A 20,947-nucleotide genomic window follows, 5' to 3' on the forward strand; every position below is an offset into this window, starting at 1 on the left:
TCTAGCTATTGTAACAAAAAAGTCACCCGAAGGCAACCTTTAGTATCATTAAGATTTTAAAATGGATAGGAGTGGCTTACTCTGAGCTAAAAGTCGCAGCCTTTTGCATTTGGTAATACTTGCCCTTTCTAGCCATGAGATCCTGATGGTTTCCATGCTCCACGATGTCACCATCCACCAAGACTAGAATCAGATCCGCATCCTGAATGGTTGACAGGCGGTGGGCGATGATAAAGCTTGTTCGCTCTTTCATGAGTTTGGCAAAGGCATCCTGTACCAGCACCTCTGTCCGCGTATCGATGGAAGAAGTCGCCTCGTCTAAGATAAGAATCTTGGGAATAGCCAGAAAGACTCGGGCGATGGTCAAAAGCTGGGCTTGACCAACAGAGAGAGATTCTCCTGCATTTTCCAACTTAGTATCGTATCCCTGCGGCAGTTGTTGGATGAAAAAGTCTGCATTGGCTGCCTTTGCAGCAGCAATCACCTGCTCCCGACTAGCATCAGGATTCCCAAAGGCAATATTGTCATGAATGGTCCCTTGCATGAGCCAAGTTTCCTGTAGCACCATTCCAAACTGCTGTCTCAATGATGCTCGGGTATAGTCATAAATGGAACGACCATCTAGCAAGATATCTCCCGATTCAATGGGATAAAAACGCATGAGGAGATTGATGAGGGTTGATTTTCCAGCACCCGTAGGACCAACAATAGCAACCTTGCTACCAGCTGGAATGTCAATCGATAAATCCTTAATCAAGATCCTTTCAGGATTGTATCCAAAAGAAACATACTTAAAGGAAATGGCTCCCTTCACTTGGTCACTGGTCAAGACTTCCTTACCTGTTTCAGCAACCTCAGGACTCTCTAAGACAGTATAAACACGCTCTGCGCAAGCGAGAGCACTTTGCAATTCGGCTAGAACTGAAGAAATATCGTTAAAAGGCTTGGTGTACTGTTGGACATAATTTAAAAAAGTCACTAAACGCCCAATGGTCAAGGTCGATCCCATCATGATACGATAAGCACCTACTCCAGCTAGAAGGGCGTAAATGAGCGAATTTACAAATCGAGTCGAAGGATTGACCGTTGAAGAATAAAAGATAGCTGACTGAGAATAGCCTGCGTAGTTGGCATTAGCCCCATGCAGTCTTTGGATAAACTCTGTCTGAGCATTAAAGGACTGGATAATGGTCTGCTGGCTAAGCGATTCTTCAATCAACTGAGTCTGAATTCCCCTCGTCTCTGTTTGCTTCTGGAAAAGATGATAGGACCGTTTAGCAATAAAACGTGAAATCACCATGGACAGGGGTGTCAACAGCAAGACCAAGAGGGTCATGAGGAGATGAATTTGGAGCATGGCTAGAATACTAACCAAAATCATCAAGACACCAATGAAAAATTGGTTAAAAATCATGGTCAAGCCAGCTGCCAACTGTTCGATATCCGTGGTTACACGACTAACCATTTCCCCACTACCTTGTCTATCTACAAAGGAAATCGGTAAACGATGGAGTTTATGGATGATTCGCTCTCGCAAGTCTCTGGTATAAGAGAAAATTAGACGATTATAAAGAAGAGGATTAACCCATTGTACCAGTGTATTTCCTATGACTACCAAGATCATCTGGAGAAAAATCTGCCAAAAAACTGGTGAAGAACCAGCCACCAGAACTTGGTCAATGACCTGCCCAATCAGAATAGGTAGATAGATTGATAAGCCAACTTGGGCAATAGTTCCTAGGAAGGCTAGGAAAAGGAGGAAAGGGTGACTTGCAAGGTCTTTAGCCAAACGTGTGAGCGTCTGGTTTGCAGATTGTCGTCTCATGCTAGTCCTCCTTTCCATGTTGGGAAGCATTGATTTCACGATAGACTTGACTGGACTTCATCAAGTCCTCGTGCTTGCCGATAGCTAGGAGCTCGCCTTTTTCCAAGAGGAGAATCTGGTCTGCCATCTGTAAAGTCGAAGTTCGTTGAGAGATCAAGATTAAACTTGTATTTGGCAGATTTTTTCGGATAGCTCTCAAGAGCTTGGACTCGGTAATGGTATCGAGGGCCGAGGTTGCATCATCTAGGATGAGAAACGGAGCTTGGCGCAAGACTGCTCGGGCGATAGACAACCTTTGTTTTTGTCCTCCTGAGAAATTTCGTCCTCCGGCCTCAACTATGGCGTCTAAGAGTCCTTCCTTATCATTGACAAAATCCTTTGCTTGCGCAATTTCCAAGGCCTGCCAGAGTTCTTGGTCAGTTACTTCTTGATTGAAACCCAGCGTCAAGTTGGAACGAATAGTTCCTTTAAAGAGCTCGACTTTTTGAGGCACATAGGCAATCCAAGACCGCCACTGCTCCAAATTAAGAGGACTACGTCCATCTCGATAAAGGTCAATGCTTCCCTTATCTGCTGGATAAAGACCAAGTAAGACTTGCACCAAGCTTGACTTACCGGAACCTGTTCCTCCAATGATACCAAGGATTTGTCCTTGAGTCATATCAAAGGAAATGCCTCTCAGAGAAGGCTGGGCCGCATCAGGATAGGTAAAGGTCAATTCTTGGACTTGTAAAACCTGATTACTGGTAGCTTGCTTTTGTTCTAACTCCGAATAGATGTCTTCTGGAGCTTCAGCAAAGACTTCCTCGATTCGCTTAGCTGAGATATAGGACTGGTTGAGAGAATTGATCAGCATAGCTAGTTTGACCAATTCCACCAAAATCTGCAAGAGGTAGTTGATAAGGGCAATGAGAGCACCCTGGCTGAGTAAACCTCCTTGAATCGAAATATATCCCTGCCAGATGATGACGAGGAGAGTTCCATTAACAATCAGATAGGTCAGAGGTGTTAGTAAACTAGACCAGAAACCCGTCTTTTCTTGCAAACTGGCATAAACTTGGTTAAGGGTTTGAAAAATCTGTAACTCTCGTTTTTCTTGCCCAAAAGCACGAATCACCCGCATCCCTTGTAATTGCTGGCGCGTTTCCTGAACCAGTTGGTCCGTTTTCTTTCTGAGACCACTGTAGAGAGGATTGACCAGACGAGAGAGCCCAACAATAACGATTGTCAAAATCACAACCATGACCAAAAACCAGAAAGTCAGCTCAGCTGAGATGCGATAGGCCATAAAGATTGCCCCAAAAACGATAATAGGCGCTCTCAAAAAGAGACGCAGAAACTGATTAATACCAGTCTGAATCTGGTAGGTGTCCGAGGTCAAACGGGTCACCAAGCTAGAAGTTGTCAAACGCTCTCTACTGTCCTTGGGCAAGGAAAGAATATGACGATAGAGGTCGTTTGTCAATTCCTTGGAAAAACCTACCGCTGCCTTGGCTGAATAGAATTGAGCAATCAAGGCTACTAAAACGCCAATCACTGCAAAGATAAGGAGTAGGCCAATCTGCATCCAGAGGTGCGCTTGATCTGCCTGAGGCAAAGATTGGTCAACAATCCCAGCAATCACCATGGGAACCAAGAGCTCAAAAACAGCTTCTAGTAACTTGAATAAGGGAGCTAAAATGGATTCTTTGATATAGGGTTTGAAGTAAGATAGTAAGTGTTTCATAGATCCTTTCTATTCTTATTCTGGAAATGAAGAAAATGGGAAGCGCCCACCCTCTCTCTGTTTTATTTGTTTAAATAAGGCAATAAATAGCCATATCCTGCCTCTTCCATCTCATCCTTGGCTACAAAACGCAAGGAAGCCGAATTGATACAGTAACGGAGGCCACCTAACTCACGAGGTCCATCTGTGAAAACATGACCCAAATGAGCATTGCCTGAACGAGAACGAACCTCGATTCGCTCCATCCCATGGCTCAAGTCCTTGTAGTAGTGAATCAATTCCTTGGAAATTGGACGACTAAAACTTGGCCAACCACAACCTGAAGCAAACTTATCCTTGGCAAAAAAGAGTGGCTCACCCGTCGTGATGTCTACATAAATCCCTTCTTCGAAGGTTCGGTCATAGGCATTACTAAATGGAGCCTCTGTAGCAGCTTCTTGGGTGACGCGGTAGGATTCATCCGAGAGATTTTCCCGTAAAAATGCCTGACTTGGTTTTTCATAATGAGAAGCATCAATCAATGGCTTATCAGCATCGGTCACATCGATATGACAGTAACCTGAAGGATTCTTCTTAAGATAGTCTTGGTGGTAGTCTTCCGCCAGAATATAGTGGCGAAGTTTCTCCACTTCCACTGCAATTTTTCGCCCCAGCATACGCTCCTGCTCCTGCACCACAGTGTAGATAGATGGCAAATCTGCTTCATCCTGATAATAGATCCCCGTTCGATATTGGCGACCACGGTCATTCCCTTGCTGGTTAATAGACAAGGGATCAATAACACGAAAATAATAAAGCAAAATCTCTCTGAGTGACACTACTTTCTCATCATAAATCACTTGAACAGTCTCTGCATGGTCTGTTTCCTTGAGCAGCTGGTAATTGGTTGTTTCGATTTGCCCATTAGCGTAGCCAACACTGGTTGCTAATACGCCTGAAATTCGTGAAAAATACTCCTCTAGGCCCCAAAAACAACCACCTGCTAGATAAATTTCTGCCATCTTTATTTCTCCTTTATCAAGTTTTTAACTAATACTCTTCGAAAATCTCTTCAAAGCACGTCAGCTTACATCTGCAACCTCAAAACAGTATTTTGAGCTAACTTCGTCAGTTTCATCTACAACCTCAAAACCATGTTTTGAGCAACCTGCGGCTAGCTTCCTAGTTTGCTCTTTGATTTTCATTGAGTATAAACTTCTTTTCAAAAAAAGGATAGGAAGCCCTCTGGTCGAGAATTTCCCCATCCTATCTTCTATTTCTTTACTTTATTTCGACACGAACACCTTGGGTATCCACCTTCAAATCATGAAGTTTGCCTTTGAAAGATTGCTTTTGCAATTCTGCCTTAATCGCTGGCATCTTGTCGTGAGAAGCCAAGACCATCACTGTCGGTCCGGCTCCAGAGAGATAGGTCGCATAGGCACCATTCTCTTTGCCTACTTGCTTAATCGTCGCAAATTCACGGACCAGACTTTGACGATAGCGCTCGTGGAAGAGGTCCCCCTCGATTGCTTGTCCAGCTGTCACCATGTCTCCTGCTAACAAGGCTGCAACCGCCACATTGGCGATAGAACTAGCTGCAACAGCTTCCTTGTAGGACAATTTCTTAGGAAGGACACCGCGGCTGTCGCGAGTGCGCAATTCATAGTTAGGAATATAAGCTAGAAAATCACACTCTGGGAAGTCTGCTACGATAGCAGAGACTTGACCTTCAATGGAACTTGCAATAACGAGATTACCATAAATGGCTGGAGCTACATTGTCAGGATGCCCTTCAATCTTGGTTGCCAACTGCAACTTCTCATGGTCAGATAAGTTGAGCTTGCCCAGTTCATTAGCTAGTTCAATCCCAGCAACTATAACAGAGCTAGAAGAACCCAAACCACGCGCCAAGGGAACATCGCTGGTCATTTTCAAACGTCTCGGTTGCAAGTCAGGCGCAATTTGCAAGGCAATCTTGAGCAAGAGATTACGCTCGTCATGTGGAATCCATTTGCCAATCTGGTGTTCAATCAACCACTCATCTCGTTCTTCACAGACCTCAATTTGAAGATACTTGGTTACAGCTACACCGACCGAATCAAAACCTGGCCCGATATTGGCACTGGTTGCAGGTACAATAATCTTCATCCTATTCTCCTAACACCTTGAAGGTATTCAAGAGGTCAAATTCTGAAGCTTTGGCCAACTCTGCTGAAACATTCTCAAGTTGTGCTTTATTAATCTTATGAGTGATAATCACTACACGAGCCTTGTCACCCTCTTTGCCATCTTGAAGGATTTGCTTGAAGGAAATATCTTGAGCATTGAAGATTTCAGCAAGTTTCAAGACCTGACCTTTTGAATCTGGTGCCAAGATTGAGAAATAGTAGTTTGCTTTGACATCTTCTGGATTTGCCAAGATCAAGTCACGGCTATATTCGTTGAAGTCTTTACCAATGGTACCATCATTCAAGCGACGAACGATACGAACAATATCTGCTACAACACTTGTTGCAGTTGGTTTTTGACCAGCACCTGGTCCGTAGTACATAGATTCACCGATGCCAATAGACTCCACAAAGACTGCGTTCATTACACCATTAACACTAGCAAGTGGATGTGCTTTAGGAAGGAAGGTTGGAGTCACTTCTGCCGCAATACCTGAAGGAGTTTCCTCGATAGAACCAACCAATTTCACAACATAACCAAGCTCTTGAGCCACAGCTACATCTTCTGGTGTGATGTTACGGATTCCCTTGTGGGCTACATCGTCAAAGGCAACCTTCATCCCAAAGGCAAACTGGCTTAAAATAACCATCTTGTAGGCAGCATCAATCCCATCAACATCATTTGTAGGATCACTTTCAGCAAATCCAAGTCTTTGTGCTTCAGCCAGAGCATCATCATAAGACCAGCCTTCTTCGACCATTTTGGTCATCATAAAGTTAGAAGTTCCGTTTACGACACCAAGAACGCGCGTGATTTTATCAGAAGCCAATGAATTTGCCAAAGTACGAAGAATTGGAATCCCACCAGCTACTGCTGCTTCGTAGTAAAGTGCTACGTTATGCTCTTTAGCAATTTCTAACAATTCTGCGCCATGGACAGCCAAAAGGTCCTTGTTGGCAGTAACAACGTGTTTCCCAGCTTCTAAGGCACGAGTGATAAAGGTCTTAGCTGGTTCGATACGCCCCATCAATTCCACTACAATCGTAATGTCCTTGTCTGACAAAATATCATCTACATTGGTCACAAAATTAAAGTCATTTCCTGCTGCAAGCAAGCGGTTCTTTTCATCTTCATCCTTGACCAATACCTTGGCCACTTCAATCTCTGAATGAGCTGACTGAACGATTTTTTCTCCATTTTCCTTTAGGAGGAATGGCACGCCACTTGCAACAGTACCAAATCCAAGTAAAGCAATTTTAACTGTCATGTTTGTCTCCTAGAAATTTTCTGATATAGCCATTATAACAGAATTTTGTGAAAATTCCTATTATAGTAAATCACTATTTCAGTCTAGTAAAGAAAAAACGAATCCCATGATTCGTCTTTCTTGATAAATGAAAATTATTGATTTTAAAAATTATGAACGAATCTTTTGCAGACCGAGAACTGCATCGTGATTGATCAAGATTTGTCCATACTCTTGCAAAACGGAACGACTGATGTCACTGTCGTCTGCAAACTCACGCATACGAGCCAAGAGCCAGGCTGGATACGGACTAGGATGATTTTCTACATCGACTAAGATTGTCAAATAGTAGTGCCCATTCATCTTATAGAGTTCAGATGTTTCCATCTGGTAGTTAACCGTCTTTGCAAAAGCAACTAAGTCAGCAAGACTTGTAAAACGCAAGATATAGTAGATATAAGGTTCTTTCTTGCTCTCCGTCTCCTTGTCTGCCTGCTCTTGCTCTTCTTCCTTTGCTTCGACCTGCTCTAGAGATTGGATGGCCTCAATATCGTCCTTGGTCTTATCTGCAATGCTCTTTTCCAAGGTTTTGAGAAATTCATCTGGCGACATTTGGGCTAATTCTTCCATGTCTGGTAGATCCGCCAAATCTTCAAAATCAAGGTTTTGGTCAATCTTGGACTTGGTCACAAAGACATCGACCTTATCTGGTTTTGGTGTTACACGAAAACTCAGCATGCCACTGTCCAAGAAATTGTCTGGCATCTCTAATTCATCTAAAATAGCATAGAAAAACTCTTCTGTTTTTTCCTGAGGAACGAGAAAGTCTGCAATCTCCATTCCCCGATCCATCAAATCATCTAAAGTCATCGTGATTTTTAGTGTTGTATCACTAATTTGTTTCATCTTCATATCTAGTAACCTCATACTTTCAGTCTATCTATTATACTAGATTTTTACGATTTTATCAAAAGAATGAAGCGAGAATGTGATATAATACTAGATATGATTTTAGATTTAAGAAAGAAAGTTCAATGAAAAATATAAAAGTCAATGCATTGGCCAGCTTGCTGGTCAATATTCTCAATATCGTTTTTCCTCTGATAACCAATCCTTATCTGACGCGGATTCTCAGCAAATCCAACTACGGTTATTTCAATACGGCAAATACCTGGGCCAGCTTTGTCATTCCACTAGCAGCCTTTGGAATATACAACTACGGAATTCGTGCTATCAGTAAGGTTAAGGACGACAAGAATAAAATCAACTATGTCTTTTCTAAGTTGTTTTATATTTCGGTTTTCACTTCTCTAATTACGACTGGTATCTACTTCCTCTTTATCTTCTTCGACACCAGCATTTTGAACCTGAAAGTCCTTTACTACATCCTAGGAGCTCAGGCACTCTTCCAATTCCTCAATATCGAATGGATGAACGAGGCTTATGAAAACTATGCCTTCATCCTCTACAAGACATTGATTATTCGGATTGCCATGCTGGTTGCTATCTTTACCTTTGTTAAAACTGCAGATGATATCGTTCCTTATGCCATCGTCATGAGTGCAACCACTATCCTAAACTACCTGCTCAGTTTTCTTTGGATCAAGAGAGAAGTTTCCTTTGTCAAAATTGGTCTTGTGGAATTAATCAAAGCATCTAAACCGCTCTTGACTATGCTTCTCCTAGCGAATGCCAACATGCTCTATACCTTACTTGATAGAATGTTTATCACCAAGGGACCTGATGAAAACTACATTTCTTACTACACCATTGCTTCCAGCATTGTCATGCTGATAGCCAGTGTCTTAAGTGGGGCTCTCAATGTGAGTATCCCACGTCTCGGCTACTATCTCGGTAAGAAAGACTACACCTCTTATAAGAGTCTTCTGAATCAAGGGGCTGCCCTCTTTTACTTCCTCATCGTTCCAACCAGTATTGGGATTATGGTATTAGGGAACTACGCGGCAGTTATCTACTCTTCTGAAAAATACCTCGAAGCGGGTATCGTGACTAGTGTCTTCGCCTTTCGTACCATCATCTGGGCTATCGAGTTGATCCTTGGTAAACAAATTATCTTTATCAATGACCACGAAAATCGCTTGACTGCCTTTTACTTCCTTGGTGGCGGAGCCAATATCCTCTTCAACTGCCTCTTGTATTTCAATAATATTTTCGCACCAGAGTACTATATCGCTACGACCATTCTTGCGGAGACTATCGTCGTTCTCTTGGAAATTCGCTTTATCCAGAAACACCAACTGATTGATTTGAAAGAAATCTTTGCTACTCTAACACGCTATACTATTGTATCCCTTGGATTCATACCGATTTATTTTGCCTTTAAATTCCTTTTCCAAGTCAACTCTTATACAGTAAACTTCAACATGATTCTCATGGTTCTCTCGACTGTTGCGGCTTGTGGTATCTATTATCTCTTGACACTCTTTATCGCCAAAGATAAAACACTCCACTATGCTCTAGACTTAGTACTTGCTAAGCTTAAAAGAAATTAAAAGAACACCCTACTGATAGATAATGTCTATCAGCAGGGTGTTTTCTTATTTATTCTTTCTTATCAGAAGCATTGGCTTCTACCTTTGAATCTTGTTTTTCTTGTTCAACAAGATTAGAATTTGCTTCTTGTTTCTGTTCTGGCTTGACTGCCTCGCTATTTACAGCAGCAACAGCCTGTTTCCAGATACCTTCTTCGTTTACCTTGTAACCATCAGGTGTGGTGGCATTTTTCAGTAAAGCTCCGTCTGTTTGGAAATAGTACCAATTGCCATCAAGCTGTTTCCAACCCGTTTGTATAGCTCCGTTCGGACCAAAATAGTAGGTTTGACCATTCACCTTATGAAGACCGACCAACATGATACCTGTTTCTTTTTCAAGATAATACCACTTGCCTTGATCTTTAATCCAGCCAGTCTTCATGGCGCCACTTGCTTGGAAGTATCGATACTGACCATCAATCCACTTCCAACCTGTCTGCATAGCACCGGAAGTGCTAAAGTAGTACTGTTCACCATTTACTGCATGCAGACCGACCAACATGGTTCCTTCCTTAGCATCCAGATAATACCAAGTGCCCCCATCTTTAAGCCAGCCTGTTTGCAGAGCACCTGTAGAGGTATAATAATGCCAACTATCATTTACCCACTGCCAACCAACTTGCATGATTCCTGAAGACTTGAAGAAATAGTTCTTTCCATTAATTTCTTGCGATCCGACTGCCATGATACCAGTTTCTGGATCCAGATAATACCAGGATTCGCCCGATTTTAACCAGTCCGTCTTCATGGCACCAGAGCTAGTATAATACTGCCAACCCTTGTCCTGCCATTGCCAACCAGTTTGCATGGCACCACTTGCCTTGAAATAGTAACGAGAGCCATTGATTTCTTGATTTCCAGTTAGCATATTGCCGTCTTTATCAAGGTAGAACCAAATGTCTTTGTCCTTGACCCAACCAGTTTGCATGGCGCCTGAATTCGCAAAGTAGTACCATTTACCATCTACCAAGGCCCAGCCAGTTTGCATGATACCTTCTTTGTCAAAGTAGTAAGTTGTTCCCTTGATGTCTTTCTTACCAACTGTCAAAATGCCGTCTTCATCATAATAGTACCAATTTGAGGCAATCTTTTGCCAAGATGATGCTTTGCCCTCCGACTGCAGGGCACCACTACTAGCAAAGACCATCTTCTTACCATTATAGACCTGAAGGCCAGTCAGCATCTTTCCATCTTTGTCAAATAGATATTTTTGCCCTTCAATTTCAACTAACTGACTATAGCTCCTTGCTCCACTTGAAGCAATATAATACCAAGTACCATCGTGTTTAAACCAGCCAGTATCTTGCATTTGTCCATTGTTGTTCAAATAATACCAGTTACCATCAGGTTTTTCACGAGAGTCGTTCAAATGAAGCCATCTACCTGCCTGCATTTGTCCTTGCCCATTAAAGAAATAGTAAATACCATTTATTTTGCGCCAACCGATTGCCATCTGATCATCAGACAAGCGATACTTCCAGTAACCATCTTCTTTATACCATCTTTCACTAACAGTAGGAATATTAGGTAGTGAATCGGACACATTTGTAAAACCATTTCTGCTAATTGTAAAGACTGTAGCATCCTTGGTCTGGCTAGAAGCATGAACTACCTCAATCCCATGTTTCTTAAGATAGTCTCTAGTTGTAGCAAGATTGGCTTCTGCTGCGGATGTGTGTACCACCATACTAGGAGATAAAGAGTCTAAGAAAGGAATCGTATTTGAAATGTGGGCATCATAATGATGGTTCCATTTCATCATATCGACTTTTCCAATCTCAGGACCTAACTTATCCTCTGCCCCTTCAGCATTATCCAAGTCACCACCGAGATAAATCTTTTTCCCCGCTACAGTAACCACTGCTACAATCGAATTGGAATTATCATCATAAACTCTCTTGAGTTTACCATCACTGTCATATTCGTTTTTATAGTTATATAGCTGAATATCCATGTCACCTAAAGTGAAGTGACTTTCCTTCTCAGTGATGTCTTGCACAAGAGTTACGCCACGCTCTAGAGCTGTCTTGACAGCATTGTCATAATTAAAAAGATTGTCCCACAATCGCCATTTTGATGTGATGCGCTCATCTGAGTATCTCTTTAGATAAAATCTGTCTACAGGATAACGTTTCAGAACTTCATCCGCAGATCCAATATGGTCACTATGGACATGGGTTCCTAAAATAAAGTCAAGTTTCTTAATACCGAGCTGTTGCATATGTCTGAACAGTCTGTCCTCTAATACATACTCATTGTTTGTACTAATTCCTACACGACTTGGATAACGTGGATTACTTCCATCTGGAAAATCATAGTCTTCACCCATATCAATCAAGGCATAGTGACCATTACTTTCTAGAATAATGGCATCACTTCCTGATACCCCTTTGGTATTGATAAAATGGATTCGGTTGCTTGAAGTATCTGCCTGAACTGCGGGTATCAAGAGTCCAGAGACGAGCATCAAGACTAGGGAAATAAATACAAGGGTTTCTTTTATCTGTTTCTTTTTCATATAAACCACTTCTTTCTTTGATAGCGGAAGCTAGGATGGAAGATTCATCCTGGTAGCAACTTTTCAAGCTCCTTTCCGTCATAATAAAACAAAAAGAGGGAAGGAGAAGCCTGATTGTCACACTAGAATAGGGACTAGAGTTAACAAGGAAGAACTTCACCATCCCCTCTTTTCTTGTATTTCCAAGTTTACTTTTTCAAAAGTACTTTAGCCAATTTAGCATCTCTTTGTTTGTAAATTGGATTTTCTTTCCAGTTGTAATGAGTGTTAGGAATTTCAAAATCCTCCCCATACAAGTGACTAATGTATTCTCTTGTATTTTCTGGAACTTTTACTAGAATTTCTTTAAAACTGCATTCACTTAGTGCTGTAAAAGGCAATTCATAGTGGTAGACTTCATATCTTGTAGGATTTCCCAAGGCATTTGTCATATAGAAAATAGTATCTGAGGAGATGGCATTCTCCTTTTTATCATAGACAATAAAATCCACATTGAGGCCCTTGTAACTATAGGATAATTCTACAAGCTTATCATTGTAATAGAACTCTTTGGTTCTGACAAAGCCTTTCTCCAAAAGAATTTTCTCGTCCCTTAAAAAGGGTTCGTAGTCTGGGATAATAATCCCAAAGTCCATATCTAAATCATGCGGAATCAAATCATTTTCTCTGTAGAAACCAAGTAAAGTCCCAAAGTCTAACCAGATATCATAGGATTTCAGATTCGATTGATAGATTGCCTTCAGAATATCTTCAAAGTTTTCTTTGAGCAAATTGCTTCTCTTTGAGTCCAAGTCGATATTGGCTTTTTTATTTAAACTTTTGATAATAGGTAGGTTTTTAACCAAGTCTTTCTTATCTCCTAAGAGACTGGCTAAACTTCTTTTTAACCATTGTAACACGTCCTATCCCTCCTTTATGTATGCCAGGAAGTCATCGTGCTTCACTCGTTTTTCTAGAGGAGGAATTTCCATAAAATCATCCCCGTAGATGGCAGAAAGGATTTGCTGATAGGCCGCAGGAATTTTGTAAACTCTATCTTCAAATGGACTGTCAATCGTTGTATCCAAGAAGGACTTGTCAAACTTCGTAGAAACTCTTTTGTTCTCCATGAGGTAGTCAATGAAGTCTCCATCTTTTCCTTGCATAGATAGGATGTTCATCTTTCTATTCCAAGTTTTGACCCGAGTCAAACGGAATACAAGGACAAGTAGATATCGGACGATATTCTTGAGTTTTGCATTCTTATTATGGATGCCATAAAGAGTATAGACTGATAAACGACGGTAAGTATCGAGTTTTACCATGTCTTTGTTAACATCAGCATAATAGTCAAATGGGAAAACATCCACACAAATTCCTAAATCAATATCATTTTCGATATAGTTGTTATCATAGACTGTTCGCGCGTCATAAACTCGGTAAAATGGGTAAGGGTATCGAGCGTCATTTTCCCAAGAAACCACTTTGTAGACTGGGTCATTGTCTTGCAAAATTGCTTGATACAATTTATCGTATTCATCGCGTTTCAATGAGATATCAATATCGTCATCCCAAGGAATGTAGCCCTTGTGTCTTACTGCTCCCAGCAAGGTTCCATAAGCCAGTGAATAGTTGATGTTCTCTTTTTGACAGAGATTGTGGATATAATCCATGACACCTAGTTCAACTTCTTTGATTTCTGCTTCGTCTAGCTTTCTGTAGCCATCTCTTTTTTTATAGAGAACAGAGAAATAGTAACCTGAAATCACAAACAAGATACAACCCTGTAGTGAAATTCCATAGAAGGTTGAACTCAAGAACAAGTTAGAAATGAGAATAACAACAGTCATCAACAGAATGGTGATCAATTCATGATTGTGGCGCCCCTCTTGAAGGTCTTTCTTATATTTCTTGAGACTTGAAATGATGAAGGCAAGCATAAAGATAGCCAGCGGGATAAAACCTGTCAGACCATCATAGAATAACAACTCAAGGTAGCCGTTGTGAGTAAGATAATGTTGTTTGATGATATAGGCTGAAGCATCATATTCTTTACCTAACTCATACCAGTTTCCACCTGAATATCCAAATAAGGGACGTTTAGGGATAAAGGAAGCTGTTGACTGCCAAATAGCAAAACGGTTATTAGAGATATTTTCTTCGCTGGTGTCTGTTCTCTCAAGGGAAAGATTGTTGTCCCCATTTTGTCCATTTTCTTGGTTTTTTTGGATTTGAGCTGAGTGAGCTTTCAAGTAAATATCGCTACTATATTTGATACCATTATAGCCGACAAATACCAATCCTACTGTCACTAGAACAGTAAGAAGTGACTTAGTTTTTTTAGTCCAGTTAGCCGTCATTAAAGCATATAAGAAAGCAACGACTACCAAACAGATATAGGTTGTCCTTGAACCTGACAGTACAATATAAGCAAAATTTAGCAGAATGGATGAGATAGCCAGAGTTTTAAGGACGGTATTGTAGAGTGACAAGCGCATCCACAAATAAATAATCACCATCAAAGAAATAATAGAGAGATAGTTGGGACTAGCTAGGATCCCAAATAGACGAGATTCTACAAATCCTTGGCGGATCAATAAGCCCTTGTAATCAAATACGCGGTAACCTTGCAACATGAAGAATTGCCAAATTGAGACAAGAACACCTAGGGTATTTGCGACAGTGATGACTGAAAAGAAGACATCAAAGAGGGCACGCGCTTTTTTCACTGTGAAAGACTGAAAGACTGGATAGAGTGCAAAGAAATAGATGAAAAAGACGACTAAGTTCTTAATGTTTGTTGAAAATCCATACTTTACAACTAAGACCGCGGTCAGGATATTCATTATAAAAAAGAGAATCAAATACTCAATTTTTCTGACAGTCAGATAGGCTTTTTTGATAAAGAAATTATAAAGTCCCAACAAAACACCCATGAGGGTCATGCCAAGAGTGACAAATTTATTGGCCGAAATGGCCTGAAGTGGGACAATCAAGCCTGCCATACAGTAAAAAGATATAACTGATAAAAACAGCAGATTGATTTTAAAATAGTTTTTTTCAATAAATGAAATCATTGTTTCTCCTAACTCTTAGTTTGTGCAAGCAAGATTTTCGTATACAATTTTCGACTCAGGTACAAAGCTAAAAAGCTCACTTTTCTTGCTCTTGTAAAACGACTATCTAAAAGAATGTTCTTTGTGTTTTTCTTTAGATAGGCAATCAAACGGTCTTCTAAGACCCTATCCTTGAAATCTGCATCAACCAAGAGCCTATCCAATACATAGAAGTAAGCCCAGTTTAAACGCATGGTTGCAACATCTGCCAGTTCAGGATAATTCTCTCTTATAATAGTCGCGTTTTGCTCATAAGCCTCAATAACGTTTAAGAATTTCAAGGAGAATTTTTGAGTCGTGATACTATTTTCACGGTGAACATAGTAGTATTTCTTCTCATTTGTTGCGACAACCTTGCGACAGTGATGAATCAAGGCAATCATGATGAAGGCATCTTCTGCTATTTTGCCAATTTCAAATCGTAGGTGTTCAAAGAGTTCTTTTTTATAAAGTTTGTTGACTGCTGTGACCGAGAGGATTTTAGCTTCCATAACCATTTTAATGGCTTCTTGGGGAGTTAATTCCCAAGTCTGAATCGCTGCAACTTGCTTTTCTGGAATTTGGTGGTAGACATCATAATGTCCACACATAGAAAGATCAGCATTGGATTCTAACATTTGACGGTAAAGGGTCTCATACATATCTTCATCGATGTAGTCATCACTATCGATAAATCCAATCAAATCAGAACTTGCCTCTTCAATCCCTCTATTTCGAGCATCAGACAAGCCCCCGTTTTCCTTGTGAATGACACGAATCCGTTGATCTCTTTGAGCTAATTGATCACACAGTTCTCCACTAGTATCCGTTGAGCCGTCATTGACAAGAAGAATTTCCAAGTTGGTATAGGTCTGTTTTAAAATGGATTCGACACACTTCTCCAGATAGGCTTCTACATTGTAGACTGGAACGATAACGCTTATTTTTTCTCCCATCATGCTCCGTATTCTCCCTTGTACTCTGTGTAACTCTTGTCCATGTCTGCTATAATGGCATCATGATGCGGTACTTGCTTGTCTGTTGGTGGGGGTGTCATATAATCCCCAAAAGCAGTGCTGAGATAGGCATCATAGCCGACTGGGATAGGCATCTCAGTTCCTTCAAATGGCAAGAAGAGATTATCTTCAAAGGATGCGATTGGATACTTGTTTCTCATGTAGCCAGGTCCTGAGCATAATTCCGTGATTCCATCACTCTCTGATAAAGTGTACTTGGTCATTTCTTTCTCAGCTTTTTTCCAAATGCGATAACGTAGAGATTTTGGAGTCAGGCCGAGTAAGATACGACTGCCCCATTTCATAACTGCACCATGCTTTTCTGGGACAGTTTGGGCGCAAAAGAGTGAATAGATCAAGGCCCAACGGACTTGTTTCTTACGTTCAGCTGGATTTTTAGGATAATAATCTAAAGGTAAAACATCCAAAGCTAAACCGTGTGGCAAATCCAAATCCTTTTGATAAGGCTTGATACAAGTTGTTTCCTTATCACGAATGGTAATAAAAAGGTTACGATCTACAAAATCCTTGTGACTCTTTGACAAAAAATAACGTTCATCTGCATAACGAGGCCATAGTTCAACTAATTTTTCATAGTCCTTGCGAGGCATGAAAAAGTCTAGGTCATCATCCCAAGGAATGAAGCCCTTGTTACGAAGGGCACCAATGGCTCCTCCACCACAGAGATAGCACAACAAATCATGTTCTTTACAAAATGCGACGAAATATTCAGCCATTTCCAGACTACGAGCCTGAATCGCTTTCAAATCACTCATGTCTCTCCTCTTCTGTCCAATAACGAGTTATATCGTTTTATTATACCATAAAAAAGCCCTAAAAATCCATCAGATACTAAGAAAAATCAAAGCCTAAACCACTTTTTCACTGGTGATTCAAACTTTGATTTTTTTATAGTATTCTATCTCATTCCCATTTGGGCGAGTTTTGTCTTGTATTTATTTTGGTCGACAAGGAGAGCCTGCCCTCCATAAACATCGTAGTCATCTACCCAGTCACCAAGTTCGGGAACAGTTAATCTTTCGATACCATTCTGAGCGCCTTCTATGACAGATAAACCATTGGTCAACAAGAAGCTATACGGTAAATTGGTCGAAGTCATCGCAAAGACTTTCCCAAGCGCCTCAGATCCTGTAAAGAGTTTGCTTGGATCTTTGACCTGTTCAAGAACGGATGACATGACTTGTTGCTGACGTTTGGTACGTCCGTAGTCTCCTTCATCATCATCACGGAAGCGAGCATAGTTCAGCAAGGTAGAACCATTCATCTGCTGTTTTCCAACTTTGATGGTTTGAGTTGGCGACTCTGTTTCTGTTGCATGAAGGTCATCTCCAACTGTGGCTTCTGTCAGAGGTTGACCATTCAGAGTTGAAAATTGAGCATCGATAGTCACTCCTTCAGGGAAAAGGGTGTCAATAGCTGTTGCAAAAGCCTGAAAGTCAACTAGGGCGTAGTACTTGATATCCAAGTCAAAATTATCTTTTAGAACCTTGCGGACCATTTCTGCCCCTTTTTGCCCTTCTTGTTCCCCAAGTTCATAGGCAACATTAAGTTTGTTATCTGTTTGTTTCTGGCCATTTACAATCTTACTATACCCGTCGATATAAACCAAGTTGTCACGCATAAAGCTGACTAGTTTGATTTTCTTATCTGATCCACTGACATTCAGTACCATGATCGTGTCGGTACGGGTTTCTGCACTATTTTGACCAATACGGCCATCTGTCCCCATGATTAGGATATTCACACCATCTTTGGTATCCTGACCGTTAAAGACTTCTACTTGGGCTGCCTTGGCATCAGCTGGCTTATTGCTTGGATTGGCTGCCGACTGGAATCCTCGAAGAAACATGAAAATCATCCCTGCAGCCACACATGTAATCAACAGCAAGAACCAAGTCAGTATTCGTTTGAAGCGAATTCTTCTCTTTTTCTTTTTGACTTTAGGTAGAGGAGCTACCTTCTCCCGTTTCTTAGCCCGACTTCTATTTCCATAAGTCGGAAGATCAATATCGCTACTCCAAGTCTCTTCTTTTTCTTCTTGGTAGGAAGGGTGAACTTCTTGCTTGGGTCCTGTCATCTTTTGCTGCAGGTAATCAAACTCCTTTCGCTCCCGATCATTGAGGTAGTGAAAATTCTTAAAGAGATAGTCATAACGTAACTGCTCATGATGACTTAAAGGGTTTTCATTGCTCATAGGCACTCCTTTCCTAAATCCCTAATTGTGAAAATAGGGTAGGTTCCCAGTATCTTGTACTGGATTCCAATTGTTTCTAGTTCTTGTCTGGCAAAATGAACCAGCTCTTTGGCACTATAATCCACATCGATAATGAAAAAGTACTCACCTAGTGCCGTTTTGAGGGGACGACTTTCTATCTTGGTTAAGTCAATCCCTCGCCAAGCGAAGGTTGACAGAGCCTTGTAGAGGGCACCGGGAAGGTTGTCCGGTAAGGTTAAGGCCAAACTCATTTTTTCAGCTTGCGAGTTAAAAGGAATCATCGGTATCTCTGCCCCTAACACCCAAAAACGTGTGAAATTGGCTTCCATTTCTTGGATATCTTCTGCTATCAATTCCAAACCATACTCAGTAGCGGAGTTTCTAGGGGCAATGGCTGCAAAAGGCTGATCTGGATGTTCCGAAATAAAGCGGGCCGCGTAGGCGGTACTAGCAGTCACCTCGATTTGAGCCTCTGGATAGTATTTATCGATGAATTTCTTCCCTTGAGCCAAAGCTTGAGGGTGTGAAAAAATCTTTTCAATCTTAGTATGACCAGGAACTGCCATCAGCTGCTGATGAATGGGTTGTACTATTTCTGCAACAGCCTGAATGTCCGCCTGATGAAAAAGATAGTCCAAGCTTTCATGCACACTGCCTTCGATAGAGTTTTCAACTGGAACCACAGAATAATCCACCAAGCCTTGTTCATAGGCCTTGATAACATCTGTGATATTGGCAAAAGCCTGCAATTCCTCATTAGGAAAAGCAGTCTGCACAACGTGGTGTGAAAATGATCCCTTGGGACCTAGATAGGCAATTTTCATCTCAGTTCCTCTATAATTTCCTCTGGGCTTAGCTTGGTCACATCCAGAATTTGACTAGCTATTTCCTCATACCAAGCTTGTCTTTCTTGAAAAATCTCTCGCAACTCTTCCTTGCTCTTGTTTAGAAAAAGTGGCCGTTGATTATCCTTATCAGCTGAAATACGTTGGTAAAGGGTTTCAAAATCTGCTTTCAGATAAATGTTATCAGGATTAGTCTTGAGCAAGTCACGATTTCTCTGAGAAACGACTACTCCTCCACCAGTTGACACAACTCGGTCTGTTTTTAGTAAGTCCGCTAAAACTTCTGACTCTATTTGACGAAATGCCGCTTCTCCTTTTTCAGCAAAGAAATCCGCAATGGACATGTCCAAACGTTCCTCGATTAAGGCATCCATATCGATGTAGTCTGCGTCCAATCCTCTAGCGATTGTCGACTTGCCAGCCCCCATAAATCCGAGTAATACCTTAGCCATGAATCAGATTCTCCAAATCATCAAAGAAGCTAGGATAACTGGTATTGATGGCTTCTGCACGGTCAAGTTCCACCTCTCCATCAGCAACCAAGAGGGCTGCGATGGCTGTCATCATCCCGATACGGTGGTCACCAAAGGTATTGACTCTAGCACCATGAAGGGAGGATTTCCCTTTGATAATCATTCCATCTGCTGTAGGTGTGATTTCCGCGCCCATGCTATTTAAAGCATCCGCTACCACTTGAATGCGGTCTGTTTCTTTGACTTTAAGTTCCTCTGCATCCTTGATAACCGTCACTCCTTCTGCTTGGGTAGCAAGCAGGGCAATAATGGGCAATTCATCAATCAAACGTGGAATCAAGGCTCCACTAATTTCTGTCCCTTTCAACTCAGAGGACTCGACAGTTAGGGTTGCAGATTTTGCGACTGGATCGATTTCAGTTATTTCTAGTTTTCCACCCATGGCGCGAATGACATCAAGAATCCCTGTGCGTGTTTCATTGATACCAACGTTCTTAAGTTCCACACGAGAATCTGGAACAATTAAACCAGCGACTAGCCAAAAGGCTGCACTGGAAATATCTCCTGGGACAACTACCTTTTGTCCGGTCAGTTTTTGCGGCCCTTGGACTGTGATTTTCTTTCCGTCCACACTTAATTGTCCACCAAATTGCTGTAGCATATCTTCGGTGTGGTTACGAGTACATTCTTTCTCGATAATAACGGACTCCCCCTGAGCCTGCAATGCTGCAAACATCAAGGCTGACTTGACTTGGGCAGAGGCGATTGGCAACTCATAGTGAATTGGTTTTAGGTTTTTAGTACCTTTCAAGTGCAGAGGGGGCAGGTCTCGCTCAGTTTGCCCTGAAATGCTGACACCCATTTTTTTCAGAGGAATCGTAACACGGTCCATAGGGCGTTTAGAAAGACTATCATCTCCAAACATTTCTACTTCGAAGTCTGCACCAGCAAGGACACCTGAAATCAGGCGAATCGAGGTACCAGAATTTCCCATATCCAAAGCGTTCTGCGGAGCTTTTAAACCATCCATGCCTACACCTTGAATGGTAATAACCCCATCTTTGTCCTCAATTTCAACACCAAGATCACGAAAGACCTGCATGGTTGAGAGCACGTCCTCGCCACGCAGAATATCATAAACCTTAGTCTCGCCCTCAGCCAAACTTCCAAAAATAATCGAACGGTGGCTGATAGACTTGTCACCTGGAACTCGGATACTGCCATGTAAGTGGCGAATGTTTGTTTTTAGTTTCATAGTTGACCTCATACTTGCAATACTTTTCTT

The 20,947-nt window shown here is 41.4% G+C and carries 16 protein-coding genes; 1 reads left to right on the forward strand and 15 read right to left on the reverse strand.

Going from position 1 to position 20,947, the window contains the following annotated elements; translation table 11 throughout:
- Positions 1–76: 76 nt before the first annotated feature.
- The 6 genes from HMPREF8571_RS08235 to mecA all read right to left on the reverse strand — a co-directional run bounded on the left by HMPREF8571_RS08235 (position 77) and on the right by mecA (position 7,860).
- Positions 77–1,825, reverse strand: a complete 1,749-nt coding sequence (locus HMPREF8571_RS08235; RefSeq protein ID WP_001254270.1) for an ABC transporter ATP-binding protein — start codon at positions 1,823–1,825, stop codon at positions 77–79.
- A 1-nt stretch (position 1,826) separates the two neighbouring features.
- Complete coding sequence (locus tag HMPREF8571_RS08240) at positions 1,827–3,551, reverse strand: ABC transporter ATP-binding protein (protein ID WP_000681678.1); 1,725 nt, start codon at positions 3,549–3,551, stop codon at positions 1,827–1,829.
- Between the two features lie 62 nt (positions 3,552–3,613).
- Positions 3,614–4,552 (reverse strand): peptide-methionine (R)-S-oxide reductase MsrB, encoded by a 939-nt coding sequence (gene msrB / locus HMPREF8571_RS08245; RefSeq protein ID WP_000818178.1) that lies wholly within the window; start codon positions 4,550–4,552, stop codon positions 3,614–3,616.
- 259 nt (positions 4,553–4,811) lie between these two features.
- Entirely contained in the window at positions 4,812–5,681 is an 870-nt protein-coding gene (gene thrB, locus HMPREF8571_RS08250) for a homoserine kinase (RefSeq protein WP_000692404.1), read from the reverse strand.
- Position 5,682: 1 nt separating this feature from the next.
- Positions 5,683–6,969: a homoserine dehydrogenase gene (locus tag HMPREF8571_RS08255; protein ID WP_000216366.1), complete on the reverse strand. Its 1,287-nt coding sequence runs from the start codon at positions 6,967–6,969 to the stop codon at positions 5,683–5,685.
- Positions 6,970–7,119: 150 nt separating this feature from the next.
- Positions 7,120–7,860 carry an adaptor protein MecA gene (mecA, locus tag HMPREF8571_RS08260; RefSeq protein WP_000782706.1) on the reverse strand — a complete coding sequence of 247 codons (741 nt, stop codon included), beginning with the start codon at positions 7,858–7,860 and terminating at the stop codon, positions 7,120–7,122.
- Between the two features lie 122 nt (positions 7,861–7,982).
- Here mecA and HMPREF8571_RS08265 point away from each other — a divergent pair, with 122 nt between their 5' ends.
- On the forward strand, positions 7,983–9,461 hold the full coding sequence (locus tag HMPREF8571_RS08265; RefSeq protein ID WP_000789697.1) for an oligosaccharide flippase family protein: 1,479 nt from the start codon (positions 7,983–7,985) through the stop codon (positions 9,459–9,461).
- 49 nt (positions 9,462–9,510) lie between these two features.
- On the opposite strand, the gene HMPREF8571_RS08270 is transcribed toward HMPREF8571_RS08265, so the two are convergent.
- The 9 genes from HMPREF8571_RS08270 to aroA form a co-directional block, all read right to left on the reverse strand.
- Positions 9,511–12,018 carry an MBL fold metallo-hydrolase gene (locus HMPREF8571_RS08270; protein WP_000730138.1) on the reverse strand — a complete coding sequence of 836 codons (2,508 nt, stop codon included), beginning with the start codon at positions 12,016–12,018 and terminating at the stop codon, positions 9,511–9,513.
- 188 nt (positions 12,019–12,206) lie between these two features.
- The gene (locus HMPREF8571_RS08275; RefSeq protein WP_000942448.1) at positions 12,207–12,917 is read right to left on the reverse strand and encodes a LicD family protein; all 711 of its coding nucleotides are present in this window, start codon (positions 12,915–12,917) and stop codon (positions 12,207–12,209) included.
- Positions 12,918–12,920: 3 nt separating this feature from the next.
- Complete coding sequence (locus tag HMPREF8571_RS08280; protein WP_000622806.1) at positions 12,921–15,074, reverse strand: LicD family protein; 2,154 nt, start codon at positions 15,072–15,074, stop codon at positions 12,921–12,923.
- Positions 15,075–15,082: 8 nt separating this feature from the next.
- Positions 15,083–16,051 carry a glycosyltransferase family 2 protein gene (locus HMPREF8571_RS08285; RefSeq protein WP_000971789.1) on the reverse strand — a complete coding sequence of 323 codons (969 nt, stop codon included), beginning with the start codon at positions 16,049–16,051 and terminating at the stop codon, positions 15,083–15,085.
- Entirely contained in the window at positions 16,048–16,884 is an 837-nt protein-coding gene (locus HMPREF8571_RS08290; protein ID WP_001281447.1) for a LicD family protein, read from the reverse strand. Before HMPREF8571_RS08290 ends, HMPREF8571_RS08285 begins: the two co-directional genes overlap by 4 nt.
- A 143-nt stretch (positions 16,885–17,027) precedes the next feature.
- Complete coding sequence (locus HMPREF8571_RS08295; RefSeq protein ID WP_000064208.1) at positions 17,028–18,323, reverse strand: LCP family protein; 1,296 nt, start codon at positions 18,321–18,323, stop codon at positions 17,028–17,030.
- Positions 18,320–19,168, reverse strand: coding sequence for a prephenate dehydratase (gene pheA / locus HMPREF8571_RS08300; protein WP_000686436.1), 849 nt, complete (start codon positions 19,166–19,168; stop codon positions 18,320–18,322). The genes HMPREF8571_RS08295 and pheA overlap by 4 nt, the downstream gene beginning before the upstream one ends.
- Positions 19,165–19,641 (reverse strand): shikimate kinase, encoded by a 477-nt coding sequence (locus tag HMPREF8571_RS08305; protein WP_001151348.1) that lies wholly within the window; start codon positions 19,639–19,641, stop codon positions 19,165–19,167. The genes pheA and HMPREF8571_RS08305 overlap by 4 nt, the downstream gene beginning before the upstream one ends.
- A complete protein-coding gene (gene aroA, locus HMPREF8571_RS08310; protein WP_000769889.1) occupies positions 19,634–20,917 on the reverse strand; it encodes a 3-phosphoshikimate 1-carboxyvinyltransferase in 1,284 nt (427 codons plus the stop codon). Before aroA ends, HMPREF8571_RS08305 begins: the two co-directional genes overlap by 8 nt.
- Positions 20,918–20,947: the final 30 nt, after the last annotated feature.

Origin of the sequence: Streptococcus mitis ATCC 6249 (genome assembly GCF_000146585.1) — a bacterium.
Taxonomy (GTDB): Bacteria; Bacillota; Bacilli; order Lactobacillales; family Streptococcaceae; genus Streptococcus; species Streptococcus mitis_AZ.

Excerpts from the sequence above, each read along its gene's own strand:
- HMPREF8571_RS08255 (WP_000216366.1), bottom strand. The coding sequence starts at position 6,969 with ATGACAGTTAAAATTGCTTTACTTGGATTTGGTACTGTTGCAAGTGGC.
- pheA (WP_000686436.1), bottom strand. The coding sequence starts at position 19,168 with ATGAAAATTGCCTATCTAGGTCCCAAGGGATCATTTTCACACCACGTT.
- HMPREF8571_RS08235 (WP_001254270.1), bottom strand. The coding sequence starts at position 1,825 with ATGAGACGACAATCTGCAAACCAGACGCTCACACGTTTGGCTAAAGAC.
- HMPREF8571_RS08240 (WP_000681678.1), bottom strand. The coding sequence starts at position 3,551 with ATGAAACACTTACTATCTTACTTCAAACCCTATATCAAAGAATCCATT.
- HMPREF8571_RS08270 (WP_000730138.1), bottom strand. The coding sequence starts at position 12,018 with ATGAAAAAGAAACAGATAAAAGAAACCCTTGTATTTATTTCCCTAGTC.
- HMPREF8571_RS08290 (WP_001281447.1), bottom strand. The coding sequence starts at position 16,884 with ATGAGTGATTTGAAAGCGATTCAGGCTCGTAGTCTGGAAATGGCTGAA.
- HMPREF8571_RS08280 (WP_000622806.1), bottom strand. The coding sequence starts at position 15,074 with ATGATTTCATTTATTGAAAAAAACTATTTTAAAATCAATCTGCTGTTT.
- mecA (WP_000782706.1), bottom strand. The coding sequence starts at position 7,860 with ATGAAGATGAAACAAATTAGTGATACAACACTAAAAATCACGATGACT.
- msrB (WP_000818178.1), bottom strand. The coding sequence starts at position 4,552 with ATGGCAGAAATTTATCTAGCAGGTGGTTGTTTTTGGGGCCTAGAGGAG.
- HMPREF8571_RS08305 (WP_001151348.1), bottom strand. The coding sequence starts at position 19,641 with ATGGCTAAGGTATTACTCGGATTTATGGGGGCTGGCAAGTCGACAATC.
- HMPREF8571_RS08285 (WP_000971789.1), bottom strand. The coding sequence starts at position 16,051 with ATGATGGGAGAAAAAATAAGCGTTATCGTTCCAGTCTACAATGTAGAA.
- thrB (WP_000692404.1), bottom strand. The coding sequence starts at position 5,681 with ATGAAGATTATTGTACCTGCAACCAGTGCCAATATCGGGCCAGGTTTT.
- HMPREF8571_RS08265 (WP_000789697.1), top strand. The coding sequence starts at position 7,983 with ATGAAAAATATAAAAGTCAATGCATTGGCCAGCTTGCTGGTCAATATT.
- aroA (WP_000769889.1), bottom strand. The coding sequence starts at position 20,917 with ATGAAACTAAAAACAAACATTCGCCACTTACATGGCAGTATCCGAGTT.
- HMPREF8571_RS08295 (WP_000064208.1), bottom strand. The coding sequence starts at position 18,323 with ATGAGCAATGAAAACCCTTTAAGTCATCATGAGCAGTTACGTTATGAC.